This is a genomic window from Streptomyces xiaopingdaonensis (assembly GCF_000262345.1).
Taxonomy (GTDB): Bacteria; Actinomycetota; Actinomycetes; order Streptomycetales; family Streptomycetaceae; genus Streptomyces; species Streptomyces xiaopingdaonensis.
Genome location: NZ_AJTQ01000257.1, coordinates 16,242 through 40,929, shown reverse-complemented (window position 1 = coordinate 40,929; position 24,688 = coordinate 16,242). Strand labels below are relative to the sequence as shown.

Annotated in this window: 24 protein-coding genes; 13 read left to right on the top strand and 11 right to left on the bottom strand. The window is 73.6% G+C overall.

Annotation, left to right across the window (positions count from 1 at the left end; translation table 11 throughout):
- Position 1: 1 nt before the first annotated feature.
- From UWG_RS0120495 to UWG_RS0120485, 3 genes are all read right to left on the bottom strand, one after another.
- Positions 2–1,807 (bottom strand): thiamine pyrophosphate-requiring protein, encoded by a 1,806-nt coding sequence (locus UWG_RS0120495; RefSeq protein WP_016909076.1) that lies wholly within the window; start codon positions 1,805–1,807, stop codon positions 2–4.
- A gap of 59 nt (positions 1,808–1,866) precedes the next feature.
- Positions 1,867–2,913 carry an SDR family oxidoreductase gene (locus UWG_RS30600; RefSeq protein WP_016909075.1) on the bottom strand — a complete coding sequence of 349 codons (1,047 nt, stop codon included), beginning with the start codon at positions 2,911–2,913 and terminating at the stop codon, positions 1,867–1,869.
- A gap of 183 nt (positions 2,914–3,096) precedes the next feature.
- Complete coding sequence (locus UWG_RS0120485) at positions 3,097–4,563, bottom strand: MFS transporter (protein WP_016909074.1); 1,467 nt, start codon at positions 4,561–4,563, stop codon at positions 3,097–3,099.
- A 126-nt stretch (positions 4,564–4,689) separates the two neighbouring features.
- Between UWG_RS0120485 and UWG_RS0120480 the strand changes: the two genes are divergently transcribed.
- From UWG_RS0120480 to UWG_RS0120460, 5 genes are read left to right on the top strand one after another with little or no spacing between them, the layout of a single operon-like run.
- A complete protein-coding gene (locus UWG_RS0120480; protein ID WP_029391624.1) occupies positions 4,690–4,989 on the top strand; it encodes a hypothetical protein in 300 nt (99 codons plus the stop codon).
- Complete coding sequence (locus tag UWG_RS0120475; protein WP_016909073.1) at positions 4,989–5,672, top strand: TetR/AcrR family transcriptional regulator; 684 nt, start codon at positions 4,989–4,991, stop codon at positions 5,670–5,672. Before UWG_RS0120480 ends, UWG_RS0120475 begins: the two co-directional genes overlap by 1 nt.
- Positions 5,669–5,869: a ferredoxin gene (locus UWG_RS0120470; RefSeq protein WP_016909072.1), complete on the top strand. Its 201-nt coding sequence runs from the start codon at positions 5,669–5,671 to the stop codon at positions 5,867–5,869. Before UWG_RS0120475 ends, UWG_RS0120470 begins: the two co-directional genes overlap by 4 nt.
- Positions 5,866–7,092 (top strand): NAD(P)/FAD-dependent oxidoreductase, encoded by a 1,227-nt coding sequence (locus UWG_RS0120465; protein WP_029391623.1) that lies wholly within the window; start codon positions 5,866–5,868, stop codon positions 7,090–7,092. Before UWG_RS0120470 ends, UWG_RS0120465 begins: the two co-directional genes overlap by 4 nt.
- A 50-nt stretch (positions 7,093–7,142) precedes the next feature.
- Positions 7,143–8,369 (top strand): cytochrome P450, encoded by a 1,227-nt coding sequence (locus UWG_RS0120460; protein ID WP_016909070.1) that lies wholly within the window; start codon positions 7,143–7,145, stop codon positions 8,367–8,369.
- 45 nt (positions 8,370–8,414) lie between these two features.
- Here the strand turns inward: UWG_RS0120460 and UWG_RS0120455 are convergent, their stop codons facing one another.
- Positions 8,415–8,873, bottom strand: a complete 459-nt coding sequence (locus UWG_RS0120455) for a MarR family winged helix-turn-helix transcriptional regulator (RefSeq protein ID WP_016909069.1) — start codon at positions 8,871–8,873, stop codon at positions 8,415–8,417.
- 317 nt (positions 8,874–9,190) lie between these two features.
- On the opposite strand from UWG_RS0120455, the gene UWG_RS0120445 reads away from it, so the two are divergent.
- Complete coding sequence (locus tag UWG_RS0120445; protein ID WP_016909068.1) at positions 9,191–10,405, top strand: cytochrome P450; 1,215 nt, start codon at positions 9,191–9,193, stop codon at positions 10,403–10,405.
- Between the two features lie 31 nt (positions 10,406–10,436).
- A complete protein-coding gene (locus UWG_RS0120440; protein WP_016909067.1) occupies positions 10,437–10,637 on the top strand; it encodes a ferredoxin in 201 nt (66 codons plus the stop codon).
- A 64-nt stretch (positions 10,638–10,701) separates the two neighbouring features.
- Here UWG_RS0120440 and UWG_RS0120435 read toward each other — a convergent pair whose 3' ends face one another.
- On the bottom strand, positions 10,702–11,370 hold the full coding sequence (locus tag UWG_RS0120435; protein ID WP_016909066.1) for a fasciclin domain-containing protein: 669 nt from the start codon (positions 11,368–11,370) through the stop codon (positions 10,702–10,704).
- Positions 11,371–11,414: 44 nt separating this feature from the next.
- Complete coding sequence (locus UWG_RS0120430) at positions 11,415–13,055, bottom strand: molybdopterin-dependent oxidoreductase (protein WP_078495691.1); 1,641 nt, start codon at positions 13,053–13,055, stop codon at positions 11,415–11,417.
- A gap of 333 nt (positions 13,056–13,388) precedes the next feature.
- Here UWG_RS0120430 and UWG_RS0120425 point away from each other — a divergent pair, with 333 nt between their 5' ends.
- Positions 13,389–14,444: an NAD-dependent formate dehydrogenase gene (locus tag UWG_RS0120425; RefSeq protein ID WP_237720190.1), complete on the top strand. Its 1,056-nt coding sequence runs from the start codon at positions 13,389–13,391 to the stop codon at positions 14,442–14,444.
- Between the two features lie 135 nt (positions 14,445–14,579).
- Here UWG_RS0120425 and UWG_RS0120420 read toward each other — a convergent pair whose 3' ends face one another.
- Together UWG_RS0120420 and UWG_RS0120415 are read right to left on the bottom strand one after the other, a co-directional pair.
- Positions 14,580–15,119, bottom strand: a complete 540-nt coding sequence (locus tag UWG_RS0120420; protein ID WP_016909063.1) for a TetR/AcrR family transcriptional regulator — start codon at positions 15,117–15,119, stop codon at positions 14,580–14,582.
- 10 nt (positions 15,120–15,129) lie between these two features.
- Positions 15,130–15,663: a sugar O-acetyltransferase gene (locus UWG_RS0120415; RefSeq protein WP_016909062.1), complete on the bottom strand. Its 534-nt coding sequence runs from the start codon at positions 15,661–15,663 to the stop codon at positions 15,130–15,132.
- 140 nt (positions 15,664–15,803) lie between these two features.
- Here UWG_RS0120415 and UWG_RS0120410 point away from each other — a divergent pair, with 140 nt between their 5' ends.
- Together UWG_RS0120410 and UWG_RS0120405 are read left to right on the top strand one after the other, a co-directional pair.
- Positions 15,804–17,054, top strand: a complete 1,251-nt coding sequence (locus UWG_RS0120410) for an MFS transporter (protein ID WP_016909061.1) — start codon at positions 15,804–15,806, stop codon at positions 17,052–17,054.
- 239 nt (positions 17,055–17,293) lie between these two features.
- A complete protein-coding gene (locus UWG_RS0120405) occupies positions 17,294–17,767 on the top strand; it encodes a DUF6233 domain-containing protein (protein ID WP_016909060.1) in 474 nt (157 codons plus the stop codon).
- A 639-nt stretch (positions 17,768–18,406) separates the two neighbouring features.
- Here the strand turns inward: UWG_RS0120405 and thiI are convergent.
- Together thiI and UWG_RS0120395 are read right to left on the bottom strand one after the other, a co-directional pair.
- Positions 18,407–19,765, bottom strand: a complete 1,359-nt coding sequence (gene thiI / locus UWG_RS0120400) for a tRNA uracil 4-sulfurtransferase ThiI (protein ID WP_016909059.1) — start codon at positions 19,763–19,765, stop codon at positions 18,407–18,409.
- An 85-nt stretch (positions 19,766–19,850) separates the two neighbouring features.
- Positions 19,851–21,251 (bottom strand): FAD-dependent oxidoreductase, encoded by a 1,401-nt coding sequence (locus UWG_RS0120395; protein WP_016909058.1) that lies wholly within the window; start codon positions 21,249–21,251, stop codon positions 19,851–19,853.
- Positions 21,252–21,481: 230 nt separating this feature from the next.
- Here UWG_RS0120395 and UWG_RS0120390 point away from each other — a divergent pair, with 230 nt between their 5' ends.
- From UWG_RS0120390 to UWG_RS0120380, 3 genes are read left to right on the top strand one after another with little or no spacing between them, the layout of a single operon-like run.
- Positions 21,482–22,318 (top strand): CPBP family intramembrane glutamic endopeptidase, encoded by an 837-nt coding sequence (locus UWG_RS0120390; RefSeq protein WP_029391619.1) that lies wholly within the window; start codon positions 21,482–21,484, stop codon positions 22,316–22,318.
- Positions 22,315–23,469: a sensor histidine kinase gene (locus UWG_RS0120385; RefSeq protein WP_016909056.1), complete on the top strand. Its 1,155-nt coding sequence runs from the start codon at positions 22,315–22,317 to the stop codon at positions 23,467–23,469. The genes UWG_RS0120390 and UWG_RS0120385 overlap by 4 nt, the downstream gene beginning before the upstream one ends.
- On the top strand, positions 23,466–24,125 hold the full coding sequence (locus UWG_RS0120380; protein WP_016909055.1) for a response regulator: 660 nt from the start codon (positions 23,466–23,468) through the stop codon (positions 24,123–24,125). Before UWG_RS0120385 ends, UWG_RS0120380 begins: the two co-directional genes overlap by 4 nt.
- Positions 24,126–24,139: 14 nt before the next feature.
- Here UWG_RS0120380 and UWG_RS0120375 read toward each other — a convergent pair whose 3' ends face one another.
- Positions 24,140–24,679 carry a PadR family transcriptional regulator gene (locus UWG_RS0120375; RefSeq protein ID WP_016909054.1) on the bottom strand — a complete coding sequence of 180 codons (540 nt, stop codon included), beginning with the start codon at positions 24,677–24,679 and terminating at the stop codon, positions 24,140–24,142.
- Between the last annotated feature and the right edge of the window lie 9 nt (positions 24,680–24,688).

Below are 24,688 nucleotides of genomic sequence, written 5' to 3'. Positions count from 1 at the left end.
GTCAATCCCCGTCCGGCAGGCGGCGTTTGAGCGACTCGGTGAACTCGTGCCCCTTCTGCTTGGCGCCCTTCGTCGCGATGCCCCAGGCCTGCGGGTCGCCCTTGCGGAGTGCGGCCGCCGCCTTCTTCGCCTGCATCTTGCCGATGTGCGGCGGGATCGGCGGGATCTCCGGATCGACGACGACCTCCAGCACGACGGGGAGGTCGGCGGAGAGCGCCTCGTCCCAGGCGCTGCCGATCTTCTTCGGGCTGTCGCAGCGGATGCCCTTGAGGCCGAGCAGCTTCGCCCACTCCGCGTACGGAACATCCGGGATGTCCTGCGAGCCGGGGAACTTGGGCTCGCCCGCCATGGCGCGCTGCTCCCAGGTGACCTGGTTGAGGTCCTGGTTGTTGAAGACGCAGAAGACCAGCGGGGAGCCCTTGAGGCGGTCGAGGTAGCGCTTGACGGTGATCAGCTCGTTCATGCCGTTCATCTGGAAGACGCCGTCGCCGACCATCGCGATCACGGGCCGGTCCGGGTAGGCGAACTTCGCGGCGATGGCGTAGGGCGTTCCGGGGCCCATGGTGGCGAGGTTTCCCGCGAGGGACGCCTGCATCCCCTCGCGCAGCTTGAGGTGCCGGGACCACCAGGTGGCCACCGAGCCCGCGTCCGTGGTCAGGATGGCCTCGTCCGGCAGCCGCTTGGAGAGTTCGTGCGCGACCAGTTCGGGGTTGAGCGGCTTCGCCTTCTCGTGCGCGCGGTCGTCGAGCACCTCCCACCACTCGCGCACCTGCTCGACGAGGCTGTCGCGCCACGCGGTGTCGGTCTTCTGCTCCAGCATCGGCAGCAGCGCGCCGAGGGTGTCCTTGGAGTCGCCGACGAGGTGGGCGTCGATCGGATAGCGGATGCCGATCAGGCGGCCGTCGACGTCGATCTCGACGGCCTTGCACTGGCCCTCTTCGGGGAGCCACTCGGCGTACGGGAAGCTGGTGCCGACCATCAGGAGCGTGTCGGCGCCCTGCATCATCGCGTAGCTCGCGGTGGAGCCGAGCAGGCCGATCGGGCCGGTGACGTAGGGGAGTTCATCGGGCAGCACGGCCCGGCCGAGGGACGTCTTCGCCACCCCGGCGCCGAGCAGGTCGGCGACGCGTGCCACCTCGTCGGAGGCGCCGGCGGCCCCCTGGCCGACGAGCATCGCGACCTTCTCTCCCGCGTTGAGGATGCCGGCCGCCTTGCGCAGCTCCGACTCGGGCGGGATCACCCGCGGCTTCGTCCAGCCGACGCTCGTGTAGACGGCGCCGTGCTCCCGCGGCGGCGAGGGCTGCGCCTCCTCCTCCGCCACGTCCTCCGGCACGATCACGGCGGCGACCGTGCGGTTCGCCAGCGCCACCTTGCACGCCCGGTCGATCAACTGCCGTGCCTGCGCGGGGTGCATGCAGGTCTGCACGTACTCGGTGACGTCCTTGTAGAGCGTGTTGGGGTCGATCTCCTGCTGGTAGGCGGAGCCCAGCGCGATGCGCTTCTGCTGGCCGATGACGGCGAGGACGGGCTGGTGGTCGAGCTTGGCGTCGTAGAGGCCGTTGAGCAGGTGGATGGTGCCGCCGCCGGAGGTCGCCATGCAGCAGGCCAGTTCGCCGGTGAACTTGGCCTGTCCCGTCGCCATGAACGCGGCCATCTCCTCGTGCCGCGTCTGGATGAACTCCGGGTCGCCTTCGGCGCGGTCGAACGCACCGAGAAGGCTGTTGATGCCGTCGCCCGGGTACCCGTAGACGCGGCCGATGCCCCAGGCCCGCAGACGATCGAGGATGAAATCGGAGGTCTTCGGCACGGCGCGGCTTCTCTCGTCGGCGGAAAGTGCGAGCAGGCCGTACCCTCACGGGCCGCCGGTCAACACCGCGGGCGCCGTCGGCCACCCGCTTGCGGCATCGAGCGGCGGGTCTTCCGGCGGGCGAGCGCCGTGCACGCCGCCGCTGCCGCCGCGCCGAGGAGGACGCGCCACCGGTGGACGGAGAGCCACAGCACCGGATCGCGGTCGTGCGCAAGGGCGTTGAACGGACCGTGCGCGCCTCTGTCGTACTCCTCGTCCCGCGGCGCGAAGACGTTGCTGCCCCAGCGCGGCAGGTCGGCCTCGGTCTGCTGGGAGGAGACGCCGGTGCGGGCGAGGTAGAGGTCGACGAGCTTGGGCGCCAGCCGCTCCCCGAGGATCGTGTACGCCGTGGGGACCCCGACCCACAGGTTGCGCCGCGGGTGCTGCGCGAGGTGGGCGATCGCCCGCGCCGCCACCTCCGGTTGGTAGACCGGGGGCACGGGCATCGGATGGTGCGGCATCCGGGAGGCGTTCCAGTTGAACTGGGTGGTGTTGAGCCCGGGGAGCTGGACCTGGCAGAGCCGTACGGAGCTGCCCTCGTGGCGCAGCTCCGTGACGACCGACTCGGAGAAACCCTGCACGGCGTGCTTGGCCCCGCAGTACGCCGACTGCAACGGGATCGAGCGGAACGCCATCGCGGAGCCGACGTTCACGACGACGCCGCGGTCGCGCGGGCGCATCCGCTCCAGCGCGGCCAACGTTCCGTGCACCTGCCCGAGGTAGGTGACGCCGGTGGTCCGGTGGATTTCCGCGATCGGGGTGTCCCAGGCGAACGAGAGCGAGCCGACGAAAGCGACGTTCGCCCACACGTCGATCGTGCCCAGCTCCTCCTCGACGCGGGCCGCCGCGTCGCGCACCTCCTCCCACTCCGCCACGTCGGTCCGGACGGCCAGCGCCCGACGCCCCTCCCGCTCGACTTCGGCGACGGCGCCCTCCAGCCCGGCCCGCCCGCGCGCCAGCACCGCCACGTCGTAGCCGCGCCGCGCGAACTCCCGTACCGCGGCCCGCCCGACGCCTGCGGAACCGCCCGTCACCACCGCGACCCCCGCGCGCTCTGCCTCCGCCATGTCCGTCCTCTCCCGCGAGACGAGGCACACTGGCCCGCCCGCCACGGCCGACTCACGCCGCCGCGCCAACCGCGGGCGCGGGTTCACCCGGGCGGGGCCCGCCGCCGGCCGTCCGGCGCACCGTCACGGGACGGGCGAGCGGGGCCGGGCCGTCGGCTCCCTCCGGTGCGCCCGTCGCGGAGGTCAGTCGCGCCCGGCCGGTTGCGGCTCGGCGGGCTCGGTGCCGGACGGCGCGTCCTCGTCCGGGCCGGCGGCCCGGCGTGCCGCCGGGATCACGGCGGCGACGGCGACGGCGACGAGCGCGACGCCGCAGCCGACGAGCAGCCCGGTGCGGAAACCGGTCTCGGAGGTGAGGGTGCGGCCGCCGGCCGTGGTGGTCAGTTGCGCGAGGAGGACGCCGATCACCGCGGCGCCTATCGACGTGCCGAGCGCCCGCAGCAGGGTGTTGAACCCGTTGGCCGCCGCGGTCTCCGACTGCGGCACGGAGCCCATGATGAGCGCGGGGATCGAGCCGTACGCGAGCCCGACGCCACCGTTGATGACCATGATCGCGAGCATGATCCCCCAGGCGGAGCCCATGAGCAGCAGCGAGACGGCGTAGCCGCCCGCGATGACGAGGGCGCCGCTGATGAGCGTCGTCTTCGGCCCTCGCGCGTCGGTCAGCCTCCCGCCGAGCGGGGAGACGAGCATCATCGTCAGGCCGCCGGGAGCCATCCACAGCCCGGAGGCGAGGAGCGACTGGCCGAGGCCGTACCCGGTCTCCTCGGGGAACTGGAGGAGCTGCGGCATCACCAGCATGCTCGCGTACATCGCGAAGCTCGTGAAGACCGACGCGACGTTGGTGAGCAGCACCCGGGGCTCGGCGGTCGCCCGCAGGTCGACGAGCGGCTCGCGGGTGCGCAACTCCCAGGCTCCCCAGGCGAGGAAGAGCAGCGCGGCGGCGGAGAAGAGGCCGAGCGTCGTGCCGGAGGCCCAGCCCCAGTCCGCTCCCTTGGAGACCGCGAGGAGCAGGCAGACGAGCCCGGCGCCGAGCCCGACCGCGCCTGGCGCGTCGAAGCGCTGCCCCCGCGTGCTCGACGGCACCGCCGACCCCGCCGGCACTACACTGCGCACGAGCAGAGCGATCAGCAGGGCGAGCACGGCCGAACCCCAGAAGAGCACACGCCAGTTGGCGTACTGCGCGACCGCGGCCGAGATCGGCAGCCCCAGCCCGCCGCCGATCCCCAACGAGGCGCTCACCAGCGCGATCGAGGAGCTGAGCCGCTCCGGCGGCATCACGTCCCGGAGCAGCGCGATCCCGAGCGGGACCATGCCCATCCCCATGCCCTGGAGCCCGCGTCCGAGGACCATCGGCACGACGCTCGACGAGAGGGCGCACACCACGGAGCCGAGGAACAGCGGGACCGTGCAGCACAGCAGCATGCGGCGCTTGCCGAGCATGTCGCCGAGCCGGCCCGTCACCGGTACGCAGACGGCGGAGACGAGCAGGGTGACGGTGATGACCCAAGTCGCGTTCCCCGGCGTGGTGTCGAGGATGCCGGGCAGCTTCGGCAGCAGCGGTGTGACGAGGGTCTGCATCACCGCGGCCGTCGTGCCGGCGAGGGCCAGTACGCCGACGACTCCTCCGGTACGAGTTGACTCCTGCTTCAAGACGTTCCCCTCCCGCTGGGCAGATGTTTGCGGCAACTATAAATCAGTCGATTGACTTAATCGGCGTCGCAGGTGTTCACTCCCTCAGGAGCCCCCACCGACCGCTGCCGTCCCAGGAGGTCCTCCGTGATCGATGCGCAGGAACCCGCCCCCTGTCCGCCGAAGGTGCGGACACCGCTCCAACCGGCCGCGGAAGGGGCGCAGTTGCGCGTCGCGCGAGTCACCTGGCCCAGCGGGGAGGAGGCCGCCCGGTACGCGGACGTACGCACGGCGCTCTTCGCCCCGCGCTTCAGCCGGGAGGGCCTGCCGCGTCCCGACGCGGCACGCACCGCGGCGGGGGACTCGCAAGGGGCCTTCGCCGCCGCACCCGAGTTGCGCGCCGAGGGGCTGCTCACCGCTCCGCTGCCCCGACTCCCCGTCGCCTGATGACGGTGACGCGCGCACACCGGGACCGTGCCGGCAGGACCCGTGAGGCGCTCATGGTGGCCGCCGAGCGGCTCTACGCCGAGCACGGGCTGCTCGCCGTCTCCAACCGCCGGATCGGCGAGGCCGTCGGGCAGCGCAACGTCACGGCGGTCGGCTACCACTTCGGCAGCAGGACCGAGTTGGTGCGCGCGATCATGGCGCGCCACGGCGAGCAGGTCGACGGGCTGCGCGGGAGGTGCCTGGCGGGCGGCCCGCCGGGCGACGATGTCCGGGGCTGGGTCGAGTGCCTCGCACGGCCGCCGCTGAGGTATCTCGCGTCGCTCGGCGTCCCTTCCTGGAGCGCCAGGTTCAGCGCGCAGGTGATGACAGAACCCGCGCTCGGGAAGCTCGTCGGCGAGGAGGCGTGCGCACGTCCGCACCTGCGGCGCATCCTCGACGGACTCGGCCGCCGCCTCGACCACCTGCCGCCTCCCGTCCGGGAGAGCCGCGGCACGATGGCGCGCCAACTCGTCACCGCCGTCGGGGCGGAACGGGAGCGCGCCCTCGCCGAGGGCGGTCCCCGCGAGTCCTGGGAGGAGGCGTCCCAAGGGCTCGTCGACGCACTCGTCGGCCTGCTGACCGCAGAGGTCACGGAGCCGGCGCGCACCATCCGAAACCCAAGGCAAGGAGACATCCGACCGTGAAGCTCAGCGTTGACGAGGAGAAGTGCTGCGGCGCGGGGCAGTGCGTCCTCATCGCCCCCGACGTCTTCGACCAGCGCGAGGAGGACGGCATCGTCGTCCTCCTCGACGCCGACCCGCCCGCCGAACTCCACGAGGCCGTACGGGAGTCGGCCGAGGTCTGCCCGGCCGCGGCGATCCGTCTCGGCGAGGACGTGTGAGGGCGCCGCGGAGCGTGCTCGTGGTGGGCGCCTCGGCTGCCGGACTCGGCACCGCGGAGGCGCTGCGCCGCAAGGGCTACGCAGGCCGGCTCACCGTGCTGGGCGCCGAGCACCGGCTGCCGTACGACCGGCCGCCGTTGTCGAAGCAGGTCCTCTCGGGGGCCTGGGAGCCGGAGCGTGCCGGACTGCGCAGCCGGGACGCGCTGGACGCGCTCGACGCCGAGTTCGTCCTCGGGGACGCGGCCGTCTCGCTCGACCCGGAGGCGCGCGCGGTGCGCACGGCCGCCGGGCGCACGCTGCGGGCGGAGGCGGTGGTCCTCGCCACCGGGCTCCGGCCGCGCCGGCTGCCGGGCCAGGACGACGTGGACGGCGTGCACGTGCTGCGCACCCTCGACGACGCGGTGGCGCTGCGCGGTGCGCTCGAACGGGCCCGGCGGGTCGTCGTGGTCGGCAACGGCGTGCTCGGTGCCGAGGTCGCCGCGACCGCCGCCGCCTCCGGTGCGCGCACCAGCCTCGTCGGCCTCCAACCGGCGCCGCTCTCCGAGCAGTTGGGGGAGCGCGTGGGCGGACTCGTCGCACGGCTCCACGCCCGGAACGGGGTACGCCAGTACCACGGCACGGGCGTCGAAGAACTCGTGCACGAGCAGGCGCGCGCGACCGGAGTGCGGCTGCCTTCGGGCGAGGTGCTCCCCGCCGACGTGGTCGTCGTCGCCGTCGGGTGCACGCCGGCCACCGAGTGGCTCGCGACGAGCGGCCTCCGCCTCGACGACGGCATCGTCTGCGACGCCCGCTGCCGCGCGGCGGACGGCGTCTACGCGGTCGGCGACGCGGCCCGCTGGTACCACGAGGGGCTCGGCGCGCACGTCCGGCTGGAGAACCGCACCAACGCCACGACGCAGGCCGGCGCCGTCGCGGCGAACCTCCTCGGCGGCGACGTCGCCTACGCGCCCGTCCCGTACTTCTGGACCGACCAGTTCGACGTGAAGATCCAGGTCTTCGGCACCCCGCGACCCGGCGCGGAGGTCAGCTTCGTCGAGGGCGACGAGGAGGGCGGCCGGTTCGTCGCCGTCTACGGCGGCGAAAGGACACGGGCCGTCTACGGCGGCGAAAGGACACGGGCCGTCCACGGCGGCGAGCGCCCGCACGCCGTACTCGGCTGGAACATGGCCAAGCAGGCCCGCCTGCACAGCAGATCCCTCTCCACCGCGGGCGCCGCGGCCTGACGGCCCCGCACGCACAGACGCACGCCAACCCAGACCCCGAAGGACGCACCTTGACTCTCGCGCCCGAGGCGTACGACGACCTCCCCGAGTTCCCCAACCCCCGCGCCGCCTCCTGCCCGTTCGGGGTCTCGCCCCCGATGCGCGGCCTCTTCGACCGCGGCCCGCTGACGCGCGTCGCCTCCTGGGGTGCGAGCACCCCGTGGGTGGTGACCCGGCACGCCGAGCAGAAGGCCCTCCTCGCCGACCCGCGTCTCAGCGCCGACTTCTCGCACCCGGGCTTCCCCAGCCCCGTCGACCCCGAAATGGCGCGGGGCGGGCACTCGGACATGAGCTTCGTCGGCATGGACGATCCCGAACACGCGCGGCTGCGCCGCATGGTGAGCGGTGCCTTCACGGTGAAGCGCGTCCAGGCGATGCGTCCGGCCGTGCAGCGGATGACGGACGAGTTCCTCGACGCCATGCTGGCCGGGCCGAAGCCGGCTGACCTCGTCCAGCAACTCGCGCTGCCGATACCGTCGTTGGTGATCTCGCACCTGCTCGGCGTCCCCTACGAGGACCACGACTTCTTCCAGACCAACAGCAAGACGATCGTCTCCTCGGTCACCTCGGCCGAGGAGCGGCAGACGGCGCACGGCAACCTCTCCGGGTACCTCGACGACCTCGTCGGCCGCAAGCTCACCGAGCCGGGCGACGACCTCCTCTCGCAGCTCGCCGAGCGCGTCAGCGGGGGCGAGTTGGCGCGCAGCGAGGTCGCGGCGATGGGTGTGCTGCTGCTCCTCGGCGGCCACGAGACCACCGCCAACATGATCACGCTGGGTACGCTGCTGCTCCTGGAGCACCCCGAGCAGCTCGCCGCCGTCCGGGACGCCGAGGACCCGAAGGTCGTGGAGGCGGCCGTCGAGGAGCTGCTCCGCTACCTCTCCATCGTCCATCTCGGGCGCCGGCGCACGGCGTTGGAGGACATCGAGGTCGCCGGCGAGACGATCCGCGCGGGCGAGGGCGTCATCCTCCTCAGCGAGCTCGCCAACCGCGACCCGGCGGTCTTCCCCGAGCCCGACACCCTCGACATCACCCGCAACGCGCGCCCGCACCTCGCGTTCGGCGCCGGTACCCACCACTGCGTCGGTCAGCCGCTCGCCAGGCTGGAGCTCCAGGTCGTCTACCCGACCCTCTTCCGCCGTGTGCCGACGTTGCGCGCGGCGGCGCCGGTCGAGGACATCCCCTTCAAGCACGACGCCGTCATCTACGGAGTCCACGAGCTGCCGGTGACCTGGTAGGGGCAACTCCCGTACCGCAGCGGTCCGTTGCGGTACGGGCACGTCTCACCGCGGCCAGCGGCGGCCCGAGAGCTCCTCGATGTCGGTGTTGAACTGCCGCAGGTGCGCGATGAAGCTGCGCAGCCTCTCCTCCGGCCAGTCGGCGACGACCTGCGCGATCCCCGAGGCGATCGCGTCGCGGTCGGCGGCGAGGCGCTCGGCGCCCCTGGGCGTGATGCGGAACTTCCGTGCGATGCCGCCCGCCGGGTCGAGGGTGCGCTCGACGAGCTGGTCCCTGAGGAGGGCGGCGGTCTGGCGGTTGATGGTGGAGGCGGCGAGGCCGAACGCCTGGACCAAGTCGGCTATGGACATGGGGCCTTGGACCTCCAGCCGGCTCAGCAGCACGTAGGCGCTGCGGTCGAGCGCCTCTTCGCCGCGGAGGCGCCGCGGCGACGACATCTCCTGGTGACGCGTGAGGATCAGCAGCTCGCGTTCCAGGTCTTCGCCCGCCTGTCCGGCATCCATCTCGGTCCGCCTCCGGCTCGTACGTGGGTACGCGGTCAGAATACGCCAATGTGCGTCATGCCTAAGCTGTGCATGATGCTCTCGTTGTGCATCATGCAATCGTTCCGTACCGTGCGGTCCATGGAGCCTCACGCGGCTGCCCGACGGGGCAACTCCGCACGTACGCGCAGCAGTCACCGCCGCACGCTCGGCCGTCCGCACCGTGCGGTGCCGACCCGGCCGGGGCGAGGCGGAGTCGGCCACCCGGCGTACGGACGCCGGAGGAAAGCCGTCGCCGCGTCCGCCGCATCCCCGAACGTCGCACAGGAAGAGGTCGTATGAGCCAGCACGAGCAGACCCTTCGCTACCCGCTGCCCCAGGAAGACGCGCTCGCCGCGCCCGCCGAGTGGGAGCGGCTGCGCAGCGAGTGCCCCGTGGCCGCCGTCGAACTGCCGAGCGGGGACGAGGCCGCGCTGCTGACCAGGCACGAGCACGTCAAGCAACTGCTCTCGGACCCGCGGTTCGTCCGTCCGACGTCCGCCGACGGCGCCGCACGGGTCGCGCCCGGAGGCGTGGGCGGCGCGGCGGCGACCGGCGACTCGACCGCCGTGCCCGACCGCGGCGAGGAACACCAGAAGTGGCGGCGCATGGTGGGCAAGTGGTTCACCGCACGGCGCATGTCGGCGCTGCGCCCCTCGATAGCGGAGATCGCCGAGACGCTCATCGACGACATGGTCGGGCAGGGGAAGCCCGCCGACCTCAAGGCGGCCCTCGGCTTCCCGCTGCCGGTCTACGTCATCTGCGACATGCTCGGGGTGCCCGCCGAGGACCGGGCGCGCTTCTCCCACTGGTCCGACGCGATGCTCAGCCTCACGCGCTTCTCGCAGGACGAAATCGACACCGCGCACCGGGAGTTCGTCGCCTACATGGGGGACCACATCGCCGCGAAGCGGGCTGCGCCGGCCGACGACATCCTCAGCATGCTGATCACGGAGAGCGCCGAGGAGGGCGCAGGGCTCACGGACTCGGCGCTGCTGGGCACCGGGATGGGGCTCCTCGTCGCGGGGCACGAGACGACGGCGAACATGATCGGCAAGATGGTCGCCATGCTCCTCGCCGACCGCGCGCGGTGGGAGCGGCTCGTCGCCGACCCCTCGCTCGTGCGTACGACCGTGGAGGAGTCGCTGCGCTTCGACGCCAACCTCGGCTTCGGGATGCGCCGTTACGTCAGCGAGGACGTCGAGGTCGGCGGGGAGGTGCTGCCCGCGGGGACGACCGCGATATGCAGCATGCAGGCGGCCAACCGGGACGAGGCGGTCTTCGCCGGCGCCGACGACATGGACCTCGGGCGGAGCCCCAACCCGCACCTGGCCTTCGGCGCGGGGCCGCACTCCTGCCTCGGGCAGGCCCTCGCCCGCACCGAGCTCCAGGTCACGCTGGAGGTCCTCGCCCGCCGGCTGCCGTCGCTCGAACTGGCGGTGCCGGTTTCGGAGTTGCGGCGCGTCGAGGAGATGCTCGTCGGCGGCCTGCGCGAGGTGCCGGTGCGGTGGTGAACCCGACGGGGAGCGAGGAAAGGGGACTTGGATGAAGATCACTGTCGACGAGGAGAAGTGCTGCGGGGCCGGCCAGTGCGTGCTGATCGCTCCCGAGGTCTTCGACCAGCGTGAGGAGGACGGCATCGTCCTGCTGCTGGAGGCGGAGCCGGCGGAGAGCGAGGAGACCGACGTCCGCGAGGCGGCGGCGGTCTGCCCCGCGGGCGCCATCCACCTCGCGGAAGGCGGGTGAGCGCGGGGGACGTGCGCCCGGGGGCGGTGGCGCGCCCGGCCCGGAGCGGGCCGGGCGCGAGCCGTCACTCGGGCGGCATCAGGACGCTGTCGATGATGTGGACGGTGGCGTTGGCGGTCTGCACGTCGCCGCAGCCGATCTTGGCGCCGTCGCCCACGGTGTAGGAGTCGCCGGAGCCCGAGGTGGTGAGCTTCTGCTTCTGGAGGGTGGTGAACTCCCCGTCGGCGAGCTGCTTCTTGCCGGCCTTCTCCCCGACGACGTGGTAGGTGAGGACCTCGGTGAGGGCCTCCTCGTCGCCGAGCAGCTCCTTCAGGTCCGCCTCGGGGACCTTCTCGAACGCCTCGTTGGTGGGCGCGAAGACGGTGATGTCCTTGCTGCTGTTGAGCGTGTCGACGAGCCCTGCCTTCTTCACCGCGCCGACGAGCGTGGAGAGTTCGGGGTTGTTCGAGGCGGCGGTGGCGACCGGGTCCTGAGCCATTCCGTCGAAGCTGCCCTTGCCGTTGTCGGGCACTGAGGCGCAGGCGGGGCCGAAGGGCTTGCCGGCCATGTCGTCGCCGCCCTTGCCCGCGTCCTGGCCCTTGCCCTCGTCCTGGGACGAGCCGCCCTTCTCCTGCTGCTCGCTTCCGGACTTGCCGTCGGAGCCGTCGTCGTCGCTGCCGCACGCGGTGAGCGCGAACGGCAGAACGCCGGCGGTGGCGAGGGCGACGAGAGTACGGCGTGTGCGGGTCTGCATGTGAACTCCTTCGTGTGAAACGTGCGTTGGGGGGCGGGGTCGGTTCAGGCCACGTTGACCACCACCGAGTGCCGTCCGGTGGCGCCGCCGGGGACGGTGCCGGACCGGTCGGCGGTCTGGGTCTCGCCCGTGCCGTCGGTGGCGCGGACTTCGAGGCGGTGCGAGCCGGGCGCCGCGTCCCACGTCCAGACCCACTGGCGCCAGGTGTCCTTGCTGTCCTCCGCCGCGAGACGGGCGCGGCGCCAGGGGCCGTCGTCGACCCGCACCTCGACGCGGGTGATGCCGCGGCGCTGGGCCCAGGCGACGCCCGCGACCGCCGTCGGCCCCGCCGCCACGTCGGCGAGCGGCCGCGGCGTGTCGATGCGCGACTGCGTGAGGACGGGCGCCTCGCGGGCCCAGTCCCTCTCGACCCAGTACGCGTCGAAGTCGTCGAAGGAGGCCAACTCCAGCTCGCGCAGCCACTTGCAGGCGGAGACGTAGCCGAAGAGACCGGGCACCAGCATCCGTACGGGGAAGCCGTGCGCGAAGGGGAGCGGCTCCCCGTTCATGCCGACGGCGAGCATCGCGTCCCGCCCGTCGAGGACGTCCTCCACGGGCGCACCCAGCGTCATGCCGTCCTCGGAGCGGGCGACGAGCTGGTCCGCAGGTCCGCCCTTGGACGGCGGGCGCACCCCGGCCTCCCGGAGCAGCGGCGCGAGCGGGACGCCTAGCCAGCGCGCGTTGCCGACGTACGGGCCGCCGACCTCGTTGGAGACGCAGGTGAGCGTGGTGTCCCGCTCGATCAGGCCACGGGAGAGCAGCTCGTCGAAGCCGAGCGTCACCGGGCGCGCGACGCCCTTTCCGTGGAGGCGCAGCCGCCAGTCGCGTGCGTCGACGCGGGGGACGCGCAGGACCGTGTCGACGCGGTAGAACGCGGAGTTGGGGGTGGTGAAGGGCGGTACACCGGCAAGGCCGAGGTCGGCGCCGCGGGGCACGGGCGCGGCGCGCGAGACCGGCGCGGGGAGCGTGACTCCGGCGCGCGAGGCCGCGGCGGCCGCATCGCCCGCGGAGTTGAGCCGTCGCCCCAGCGTCGCCGCGGCGCCGGTGCCGACGAGCGCCGCTCCGGCCGTGAGCGCGAAGCCGCGGCGGTCCATGGGCGAGCCCCAGCCGGCGTCCCGCGGCGGCTTGCGCAGCGGCCGGCGTCCGGCGAGCCGGGCGGCGAGCACCCACAGCACGGCAGCGGCCGCGAGAGCGCCGACGGCGGAGGGCAGCGCGTCGGGCGGCGCGCCGTCGCGCCCGCTCGCGGCGACCGCCGCACCGGCCGCGCCGACGACGAGCACGGCGCCCGCGGCAGCCACGGGGCGGCCAACGGCCAGCATCCCCACGCCCGTTGCGCAGAGCGCGAGCACCGCCACCATGCCGACCTGGAGCGCGAGCTTGTCGCTCTCGCCGAAGGTGCGGACGGCGAACTCCTTGACGGGCGCGGGCGCCGCGTCGATCGCCGTCGTCCCGACCGCGTCGAGCGGCGCGGCCTCGGGCCGCACGGGAACGGCGGCCAGCTCCGCGACGGCGAGCGCCGCAGCCGTGGCGAGCAGTCCGCCCAGCGCGCCCAGTGCGCGCCGCGCAGGCCGGCCCGGCCTCGTCGGCTCCTCGCCGTCCGCCGGGTCCGCGGTCGTCACCGTCCGGTCTTCACTCACATCCCGCATTCGGCGTGGGCGCGGCCGCGGATTGGTGGACGGGGCGCGCTCTTTCCGGCACGGCGGCCCGGAGGCCCCTCCGCCCGGCACGGGGCCGTGGGGGAGCGTCCCAACTCCTCCCGGACGCCGGCTTGTTGCACAGCGAGACGGCCTCCCGCGGGGCTCGGTCGAGTGCGCGGCTGCGGTCGGGACGACATCGCCCGCGCCATGCGAGCACGGTGGGTGACCGGTCGGAGCCACGGCACACTTCCGCCCCCACGTGTGGCACCGCCCGCCTCGGGCACCCGGGCCGGTGGACGGCTGCGTACGCACGGCCCGGTGCCGTCGGTGCAGCCGCGTCATGTGCTGACAGTCGAGGAGTCTGCCGAGGGCAAGATGAAGATCGTGGCTCTGCTGTACCCGGAAGAACCGCACGCCCGCACCGACTCGGGGGTGCTCGCCAGCGCGGAGCGCGTACTGGACCTGCGCGACTGGCTGGAGGGCGAAGGCCACACGGTCGTGGGGACCACGGACACGGGCGAGGGGCTCGACGAGGAGCTGGCCGACGCCGAGGTGCTGATCACGACGCCGTTCTGGCCCGCCTACATGGACGACGCACGGTTCGCCAAGGCACCGCAACTCAAGCTGGTGATCAACGCGGGGATCGGCTCGGACCACGTGGACCGCGACGCGGCGAAGCGCCACGGGGCCTCCGTCGCGGAGGTGACGGGGAGCAACGTGGTGAGCGTCGCCGAGCACAACGTCATGCAGATCCTGCTGCTGGTGCGGGACTTCCTCCCGGGGCACCGGCAGGTGGAGGAGGGGCGCTGGGACGTCGCCGACGCGGTGCGGTCCTCGCACGACCTGGAGGGCAAGACCGTCGGCCTCGTCGGACTCGGCGCCATCGGGGGCCGAACCGCCCTGCGGCTCAAGGGTTTCGACGTCCGCATGCTCTACTACGCGCCCCACCGGCGCTCCCCCGCCGAAGAGGAGACGCTCGGCGTGAAGTACGCGCGCCTCGACGACCTCGTCGCCGAGTCCGACGTCGTCTGCCTTGCGCTGCCGCTCAGTTCGGAGAGCCAGAGCCTCTTCGGCCGGGAGCGGATCGCGGCGATGAAGCCGGGCAGCTGGCTCGTCAACACCGCGCGGGGCGCGCTCGTCGACACCGACGCACTCGTGGAGGCGCTGGAGAGCGGGCACCTCGCCGGCTACGCGGGCGACACCTGGTACCCGCAGCCCGCGCCGGTCGACCACCCCTGGCGGACGATGCCGCGGCAGGCGATGACGATCCACACCTCCGGGATGAGCCTGGAGGCACAGCAGCGGATCGCGTCCGGCGTCCGGGAGATCCTCGGCGCCTACCTCGCCGGTGGCCCGCTGCCGGAGGACTACCTCCTCACGGACGGCTCCGGCGGCTGACGGACCCGGCCGCCCGGCGCCTTGCTGCGGCCCGGTGGCGAACCGGGCCGGCGCCGTGGGGAGTCGGGGGCGCCGCGTCGGAACCGATCGGGACGTGCCGAACGGGCTCTGAGGCCCCGGGAACGGGGAGCGGCCTCAACTCGTGAGCCGCCGGACCGCCTCCAGGGTCAGCTTGCGCGTGTGCGGTTCTGTGTCGAGGGCGCGGTGGATCGACAAGCCCTCGATGAGCGCGTCGAGTTGGCGTGCCGTCGCGGGGTCGAAGTGCCGTTCGAGCGAGGTGCGGCTGCGTTGCATCCAGGCGCGGGTCAGTTGGCGGTAGGCGGGTTGGCGTGCGGCGAGTGTGTAGAGCTCGTGGGTGAGGACGAGTTCGCGTCTGCTGGCGTCGGAGAGGCGGTGGACGAGGTCGGCCACGGCTTTCCGGGCTTCGGCGGGTGTCGTTGCCGAGTCGAGGTACTCCTCGAAGACCTTTGAAATCCCTTGTGCGAAGCGGCTGAACGCTTCCCGGAGCAGTTCTTCCCTGCTGGCGAAGTGGTAGGTCATCGAGCCGAGCGGTACCCCTGCGCGGGCCGCCACCTTGCGGTGCGAGGTGCCCGCGACTCCGGACTCGGCGATGAGGTCGAGCGCCGCACCGATGATGCGGTCCCTGCGTTCCGGGTCGTTGCGTCCGGTGGCCACGGCGCGCCTCCTAGAGGGAGCGGATCACCCGCGCGGGGTTGCCGAGGGCGAGGACGTTCTCCGGCACGTCCTTGGTGACGACGGAGCCCGCCCCGATCACGGAGTTCTCCCCGATCGTCACCCCGGGCAGCACGATCGCGCCGCCGCCGAGCCACACGTTGTCCGCGATCACGATCGGCTGCGCCGCCTCCCACTTCTCCCGCCGCGGCTTCGGTTCCAACGGGTGCGTCGGGGTGAGGAGTTGGACGTTCGGGCCGATCTGGCAGTCCCGGCCGACGGTGATCGGCGCGACGTCGAGCGCCGTCAGGTTGCAGTTGGCGAAGGTGCCCGCGCCGACGGTGAGGTGCGTGCCGTAGTCCACGTAGAGCGGCGGCCTGATGTTCGCGTCCTCACCCAGCTCGCCGAGGAGTTCGGCGAGGATCGGCCGCGCAGCGGCCGGGTCCCGCACGAACTCCCGCTCGTACTCGGCCGCGAGGCGGACCGCGCGGCGCTGGGCCTTCTCGATCTCCGGGTCGTCCGCGATGTAGAGGTCGCCCGCGAGCATGCGTTCGTGCTGGGTACGGGGGTCTGCCTGGGGATCGTTCGTCACGCGTACGATCGTACACACGAGGCGTACGACCGTACGCCTCGACGCGCGGCGCGTCACCGTCGCTCCAACACCCCCACGCGAAGAGGCGGTTGCGCATGAACGGCAGAGGCAGGTCGCTCGACCACGGCGCCGCGCTGCGCAGGCGGCGGACGGCCCTCCACGTGCTGATGCTCGCCACGGGCATCGGGATGGCCTCCTGGGTCGCGCGCACGCCCGCGGTGCGGGACGCGCTCGACATCACCACGGGCGGCATGGGCCTCGTCCTCTTCGGGCTCTCCTGCGGTTCGATGGCCGGCGTCCTCGTCTCCGGCGGACTGGTGCGCCGATACGGCGCGAAGCCCGTCATATGCGCCGGCGCGGCCTTCCTCGTGGCGGGCCCCGCCGCCATCGCCGCCGGCTCGACGGCGGCCTCACCGCCCGCGGTCTTCGCCGCGCTCGCGCTCTTCGGAGCCGGGATGGGGCTGACCGAGATCGCCTTCAACATCGAAGGGGCCGCGCTCGAAGGGGAGATGGGGCGCCCCGTGCTCCCTGTCCTGCACGGCTGCTTCAGCCTCGGCACCGTCCTCGGGGCGCTGGGCGGCATGGCGCTCACCGCGGTCGCCTTCCCCGTCGGGCTGCACCTGTCCGCCGTGGCCCTGGTGGTCGCCTGCGGCTCCCTGTGGGCGGTGCGCCACCTGCCCGCCGGCACCGGACGCGCGCCCGCCGGCGGACGCCGCAGGGGCGAGGGCCTGCGGGTGCAGCTCGAGGTGTGGCGGGACGGCCGGCTCGTCCTCATCGGACTCGTCGTCCTCGCGATGGCCTTCGCCGAGGGGAGCGCCAACGACTGGCTCCCGCTGCTGATGGTCGACGGCCACGGGGTGAGCGCCACGGCCGGGTCCCTCACCTTCACGGCGTTCGCGGCGGCCATGACGGCCGGACGGTTCGCGGGCGGGCCGCTGCTGGCGCGGTTCGGACGCGTCGCCGTGGTGCGCGCCAGCGCGCTGACGGCGTCCGTGGGGCTCGCGCTCGTCGTCTTCTCCCCGGTCCCGCTCGTCGCCGGGGCCGCCGTGGTGCTCTGGGGGCTCGGCACCTCGCTCGGGTTCCCCGTCGCGATCTCGGCGGCGGGCGACGGCGGCGGCGAGGAGGCGGCGCGCGTCGGCGCCGTCGCCACCACCGGTTACTTCGCCTTCCTCGTCGGGCCGCCCTCGCTCGGCTTCCTCGCCGACCACGTCGGGCTCCGGCTGACGATGCTCGTCATCCTCGCGATGCTCCTCGCCGCCTCCTTCCTCTCCCGCGCGCTCCGTCCGGCGGCCAGAGCCGGGGCAGCGGCGACCGGTGGGCGCGTCGACGAGGAGTGCGCGCGCTGACCCGCGCTTCCCTCCCGCTCCGGGGGCGACCGTCGGCCTGAGGTCGACGCTGCGCTGCCGCTCGCGGCATCCCGTTCGGTCACCGCGGAGGCGTCGCCCGTCGCCGAGGTCCTGGTCCGTTCCGTCCACGGCGGCCGTCGCCGGAGGTCCGGTGGCGGGGGAGCGGCCCCGTGACGCGGGTGCCCGGGGCCGCGGGAGCCCCCTGCGTATCGTTCAGGCGTTCTAATTACGATGGCGGCATGGAGAGCGAGTGGCACGAGCGGGCGGGGCCGTGGGCCCGGTGCGTCCTGCCCGACAGCCAGGAGCTCGACGTCGTCGTGACGGCCCGCACCCGCGCGCCCGACGGCCGCTGGTGGTACGAGTGCGAGGCGATCCTGCCCGCCCGCCACGACACCTGCGGGGGCAGCCGCGCTGCGGCGCAGCCGACCGCCTTCACGGCACCCGCGGAGACGCTCACCCCGATCCCCGGCGAGGACTACACCGCGCTCCCCACCGAAGGCGCGGTCGCCGGACGGCAGTGGCTCCTCCAACGGCTCCGGCAGCACCACGACCATCTCCCCTCGCACCGGCTGCACCGCCGCGACTGCTGGCAGGCCGACCCGTCCGCCACCCCCGTCACCACGGCGACAGCCCACCGCCTGGCACGCGACCCGCACACCGAACCGTGCGAGGTCTGCCGGCCGGACCGGCCGCTGCTCGGGCAACTACCGTGAGACGGCAGGGCGTTCGGCCTCCGGGCGGCCGGAGGCGCGGGTGTCGCAAGGCCGAGCGACGGGGCCCGCGGGCCGTGGGGACCGCGGTCGCACGGGAGTCGGACGCCGCGGGCTGTGCCCCGTCCACGGCCGCGCACTCGTGCCCGAGGACGGGCAGCCCCGGTCCTCACCCAAGTGCGCCCTCGGTACGGCGAGTTGGAGTCGTCCGAGCCAACCGGAAGGAGCTGCCGCAGAGGTACGGAGGCCGATGCGGTGAACCCCTGAACTCCAGGGGCAGGCGGGCCCATTCCGTGACAACGTCGCAAAGCACCTACTGAGCAGCAGGTCGTTGCTCCCCACAGGCGCGGAGGTGTCCGCCAACGCGGTCGCTGCCGGGGCCCAGTGGCGGAAGAGGCGACCGTCGCGGTCGAGCTGGAGCGGCTGGACGGTGTCCGGACGCGGGCTTCGCCCGGCTGGGCGGGCGGCTCGCTGCGGTGCTGGAGCGTACGGAGCGGATGTGCGGCGGCTGCGTCCGGAACGCGATCAGCATCTCGCGGAGCTGTGCGGTGCCGTGGAGACGCCGGGGCGGGGCGGCGGAGACGTGTCCCCCGCGAGGTGATGGTGGACAGTCGGACCCGGTTGGATGAGGGCTGCTCTTGATCACGACGTAGCGGTCGTGGGCGTGGAAGTGACCGCCGAGCTCTGCCCCGGGCGCGCCCCCTCGACCGCCGGCGCACCGACCGCCCCCGGCGCACCAGGCGCCCCCGGACTGAGGCACTGCGCCCCCGCGAGCAGCTCCTCGACCACCTCGTCCAACTCCAGTCGCCGTTCCACCCGTTGGAGCTCGCCGGCGTGGGCCTTGGTGGTCACCCGGGGTGGGGCGAGCAGGCCGCAGCAGTCCTCGTCGGGGAGGACGGAGATCTGTGCGGTGCCGATCGCGGTCGCCTCGTTGATGATCTCCTGCTTCTCCCAGCCCAGCAGCGGGCGGAGCACGGGGAGCGTGGCGGCCTCGTCGACGGCGGCGAGGTTGGCGACCGTCTGGCTCGCCACCTGGCCGAGGCTGTCTCCCGTGACCAGCGCGTCGGCGCCGAGGTCGCGCGCGAGGACGGAGGCGGCGCGCACCATCAGCCTGCGCTGTGCGACGACCTGGACGCGCCCGGCGCCGGCGATGGCAAGCTGCTTCTGCGCGCGGCCCATCGGGACGACGTGGAGGCGGGCGGCCGGCTGGTAGGCGTTGAGCTCGCGGGCGAGCGCGTACGCCTTGTACGCGGAGGAGGGGTCGGTGTAGGGGGCGCCCGTGAAGTGGACGAAGTCGCAGCGGAGGCCGCGGCGCATGGCGCGGTGCGCGGCGACGGGCGAGTCGTACCCGCCGGAGAGGAGCGCGAGCGCCCGGCCGCTCGTGCCGACCGGCAGCCCCTCGAGCCCGCGGAGCCGGCGCCAGCTCAGGTAGCTCTCCCCGCGCTCGACCTCCACGCGCAGCTCGACGTCGGGCGAGGAGAGGTCGACGGGGAGGCCCAACTCCCCCTGCACGCGCGCGCCGACGGCGGCGGCGAGCTGCGTCGAGGTGAGCGGGAAGGCGCGGTCCCTGCGCTTGGCGCGGACCGCGAAGCTGAACCGGCCGCGCTCGGCCCGCAGGACGCCGAGCACCTCGGCGGCGGCCGCCTCGATCTCCTCCTGCCCCCCGGCGATCCGCAGCGCGGGCTGCACCACGCCGAAGCCGACGACCCGCCGCACCGCGGCGAGGAGTACGTCACCCGGCACCTCTCCGCCGACGAAGGTGACGCTGCGGCCCTTCCTGATCCACGTCCGCCCGTCGAGCCGGTCGAGCGCGGTGCGGAGGTTGGCGAGCAGCCGCTCCTCGAAGAGGGCGCGGTTGCGGCCCCTGAGGAAGACCTCGCCGTGCTTGAGCAGCACGCAGGGGCGCTCCCAGACCCAGGGCAGCGAGGCCGTCCCCGGCGCACCGCCGGGTGACCCCGCGCTCGCCGGGCGCGGCTCCTGGACGCTCCGCCGTGCGGGCACGGGACCCTCCTTCACCTCTCGTCGCAGGCGGGCCGGGACGGCTGCCTGCCGTCGGCGACGGTACCCCGCTGCCCCGCTTGCCCCGCTACGGGGCGACCCGCGCCACGTCCTCCGGCGCGAGCGGCGGCGCCGCGGGGCCCTCGCGCACCCGGTCGAAGAGCGCGGCCCGCAGGACGGCGGGGGCGAAGAGCGCGGTGAGGGGCTTGTCGAGGGCGAGCACGCCGCGGAAAGCGGCGCCGACTACGGAGTCGGCCTTCGAGCGGTCCTGGACGCGCCGCAGGTACCAGCCGGCGAGGCGGTCGGCCGCCGTGGAGCCGAGCGCGTTGCCCGTCGCGCCCGGCATCGCCTTGTCGGCGCCGGCGCAGATCGTCCACGCCTGCGCGGAGGCGGCGAGAAGCGCCCGCTGCACGCGCCGCGTGGACGGTGTGCGCCGCGGGTGCGCGAGCGCGTCGCGCAGGGCGGTGGCGCAGAACGCGGCGACGGACATCCCCTGCCCGTAGATCGGGTTGAAGGTGCACAGCGCGTCCCCGACGGCGAGGAACCCGGCCGGACGCCGTCCCGGAAGGTCGTACCTGCGGCGGACGTTGGCGGTGCTGCGGAAGCCGTAGACCGGCGAGAGAGGTTCCGCCCCGGCGAGCCACTCGGCGAGCACCGAGTGGGGCAGCCGGTGCGCGTACTCCTCGAACCCGTCCTCGTCGACGGGCGGTTGGTCGTCCCGCAGCCCGGAGAAGGTCACCAGGTGGCGCCCGTCCTCGATCGGCATGATCACACCGCCGTGCGGCCGGGTGCCGTCGGGGACGAAGTAGTAGCCGAGGCAGTCGGCGACGTCGTCCGCCGAGCGGTGGCGGTAGATCCGCGTCGCGTAGGCGAGACCGGTGTCGATCACCTCCTCGTGCGGCGGCTCGGCGCCGAGCGCGGCCATCCACGCGGCGGCCTTCGAGCCGCGCCCCGACGCGTCGACGACGAGGTCGGCGGCGAGCGCCCTCGTCTCCCGCCGCGCGGAGGAGCCGCGCCGACGCAGCAGGACGCCGCGGACCCGCGAGGCGTCGCCCTCCAGCCCCACCACCTCGGTGCTCTCCAGGAGTTCGATGCGAGGGTCGGCCGACACCCTTGCACGCACGAGCCGTTCGAGGCGCGGGCGGTGCCCGGTGAAGTAGGAGGAGGTGTTGGCGCTCCGCCGGAGCCAGCCGCCTCCCTGCCATTGCAGCACGTCGCGCGGGATGCCCACTCGGGGCGAGCCCTGCTCCTCCAACTCGCGTGTCACGCCGGGCAGGAGGGTTTCGAGAGCCGACCGGCCGCCCTCCAGGAGCACATGGAGGTGCCGGTCCTGCGGGACACCGGCGCGCGGTTCGCCCGTCGCGGGCGGGCGGTCCCGCTCCACGAGCGTCACCCGTTCCGCGTGGTCCGCGAGCACGCGGGCCGCGAGCAGCCCCGCGATGCTTCCGCCGATCACCACCGCGTGCCGCTCTCTCGCCGACGTCTCCATACGCTCCCCTTCGCCGCTTTTCGACTTCCCCCACTATTCCCCTTCGGGAGGCCACGGGTACGGCAACGTGCGAAGTGTCCATGGATGTCGGGCTGTTGGAGGACGCCCGGCACCGTCCCCCGCGCGAGCTACGCGCAAGTGTCCACCGGACGGTGACGATTCCCGGGCGGCCGATCCGTAGCGTCCGTGGCACGCGGCGCCCCTGCCGCGGAGCGGGTGGAGGAGGACGAGTGAGACTGGTGTGGCAGTTGGCGGCCGTGGTGGCGGTCGCCTTCGTCGGTGGGCAGGGCGTCGCGGCGGTGGAGGGGAACTGGTGGCTCACGCTCGCCCTGGGTCTCCTGACGGCCGTGGTCTCGGTGCTCGTCTACGGGTGGGTGGTGCGGAAGACCGAGCGCCGCGCCGTCACGGAGGTGGACCGGGCGGGGGCCTGGCCCGCGCTCGGCCGGGGGACGCTGATCGGCGTCGTGATGTTCGGGGCCGTCATGACCAACCTTGCGGCCGCCGGGTACTACGAGGTCGCCGGGATCGGCTCGGTGACGGGCGCCGTGGGGCTGGTCGGCTTCATGGCGGCCGCCGCCGCGACGGAGGAGGTGCTGTTCCGCGGCGTCCTGTTCCGGATCGTCGAGGAGCGTGCGGGCACGTGGATCGCGCTGCTGCTCACCGCCGTCCTCTTCGGCCTCTCGCATCTGCTCAACCCCAACGCCGGTCTGTGGGGCGCCCTGTGCATCGCCGTGGAGGCCGGCGGCATGCTCGCCGCCGCGTACGTGGCCACCCGCAACCTGTGGGTGCCGATCGGCGTCCACTTCGGCTGGAACTTCGCCGCGGGCGCCCTGTTCAGCACCGAGGTCTCGGGGAACGACACCCCGCAGGGGCTGCTGGACTCGTCGACCTCGGGCCCCGTGCTGCTCACGGGGGGCGACTTCGGCCCCGAGGGCAGCGTGTACTCGGTGCTCTTCGGCGTCCTGGTCACCCTGGCGTTCCTCTGGCTCGCCCGCCGTCGCGGCCACCTGGTGCCGCGACGCCGCCGTGCCGCGGACGCCGACACCTCCATTACGCTCCCCCGGTGATCGATACTCGGCGCGTCCGGCAGATCTGTCGCCGCTTCGGCTTCCCGGCCGTGTGCCTCCTGCTCGGCCTCGCGCTCTTCGCCATGTCGTTCCTGCCCGGCTTCGAGAGCCACGGAACGGTGCTGGGAGGCGTACCGACGCGCGACTTCGACGCGTTCACGCTCGTGGTCGTCGTCCTGCAATGCGCCCCGCTCGTCTTCTTCCGACGGTGGCCGGCCGTGTGCCTCGCGCTGGTGTCGTTGGGCTTCGCGTGCGACCAACTCCGCGGCTACCACACGGTCGCGGCCACCGCGCTGCCGTTCGCGCTGCTGGGCGCGGGGGCGTACCTGGAGCGGCACCGCCGCGCCGTCGTGCTCGCCCTGTCGGCGGCGTACGTGCCGCTCGTCTTCGCGCTGTGGGAGCTCGGCTCTGGCGAACCGCCGCACGAGTTCGTGACGTTCTACCTGCTGCTCGTCCTCGTCTGGGCCGCGGGCGCGTGGCTGCGCTCCTACCGCGCGACGGAGGCCGAACGCCGTCTCCGCGTCGCCGAGGAGACCCGCGCGGCCGAACGCACCCGTCTCGCCCGGGAGTTGCACGACGTCGTGACCCACCACGTGACGGCGATGGTCGTGCAGGCCGAGGCGGCCCGGTACCTCACCGCCGCGCCCGACCGCCTCGATCAGGCCCTCACCGCCGTCACCGACACCGGCCGACGGGCCGTCACCGACCTGCGGCACCTGCTCGACCTGCTCGACCCCGGCCACGAAGCGGAGGCGAGGACACCGGCGGCCGGCGGGCTGAGTACGCTCGTGGAGCAGACGCGCAAGGCCGGGCAGCCGGTGGAGTTCACGGAGGAGGGGGCGCCCGCCGAGTCGACGGGCGGCGCCGACGTCGTCGCCTACCGGGTCGTGCAGGAGGCGCTCACCAACGCGCTCAAGTACGCCCGGGGCAGCCGCACTTGGGTGCAGGTGCGGCACGGCGGAAGGGAGGTCTCGGTGGAGGTCGGCACGGAGGGCGCGGGACCGCCCGCCGCCTCGCCCGGAGGGAGCGGGCGCGGCCTCGCCGGGCTCCGCGAGCGGGTCGACGTCCTGGGCGGCGACTTCAGCGCGGAACACGGGGAGGACGACCGCTTCGTCGTACGGGCGCGGATACCCGCGCGCGGCCCGTCGTGACCCCGCCGACCCGGGTGCTCGTCTGCGACGACCAGGTGCTCGTCCGCACCGGCCTGGTGACGATCATCGACGCCCAGCCCGACCTGGAGGTGGCGGGGGAGTGCGGGGACGGACGGGCGGCGGTCGATCTCGCCGGGCAACTCGGCCCCGACGTCGTCGTGATGGACGTGCGGATGCCGGAGCTCGACGGCATCCAGGCGACCCGGCTGCTCGCGGGCGCCGGCGTGCAGCACCCCGTCAAGGTGCTCGTGGTGACGACGTTCAACCTCGACGAGTACGTCTACGAGGCGCTGCGCGCGGGGGCGAGCGGCTTCCTCCTCAAGGACGCGCCGCCGGCCCAACTCCTCCACGGCATACGGACGGTGGCCACGGGCGCGGCGCTGATCGACCCCGAGGTGACGCGCCAGCTCGTCGGCAGGTACGCCGCGCGCATCCGGCCGTCGGAGCAGGGATCGCGGGACATCCCGCTCACGCCGCGCGAGTTGGAGGTCCTCCGCCTCATCGCGGACGGCCTCTCCAACGGGGAGATCGCCGGGTCCCTCCTGATCAGCCAGGAGACGGTGAAGACGTTCGTCTCCCGCATCCTCACCAAGCTGGAGCTGCGCGACCGCGTCCAGGCCGTCGTCTACGCGTACCGCAGGGGCCTCGTCGTCTGACGCCGGCGGAGCTCCTACTCGCCCTCCTCGGGGGGCAGCTCGTCGAGCATCTGCGCCAGCCAGCCCACCCAGAACGACTCCTGCGCGATCCCCGCGCGCAGCACGCCGTGGAGCAGGCGGTCCTCGTCGGCAGCGCCCTCCACCGGAAAGTCGCGCTCCTCGATCGCCCGGTACTCCTCCAACTGCGCTCTGTGCAGGCCGAGATGACGGTGGAGTTCGGCGGCGAGCCCCTCGGTCCCCACCACGGAGGCGGCCCGTACGCGCACCATCAGCGGGTCGCGTACGGGCCTGGGGTCCTGGCCCGCGGCCACCCAGCGGCGCAGCTCCGCGCGGCCGTCCGGGAGGACCTCGTACTCCTTGCGCTGCCCGCGGCTGGGCGGCTGCGGGACGGCCCTGATCAGTTCCGCGTCCTCCAGGCGGGCCAGTTCGCGGTAGATCTGCTGGTGGGTGGCGGACCAGAAGAAGCCGATCGACTTGTCGAACCGCCGCGTCAACTCCAGCCCCGAGGACGGCTTCTCCAGGAGTGCGGTGAGGATGGCGTGCGGCAGCGACATGCGGCGATC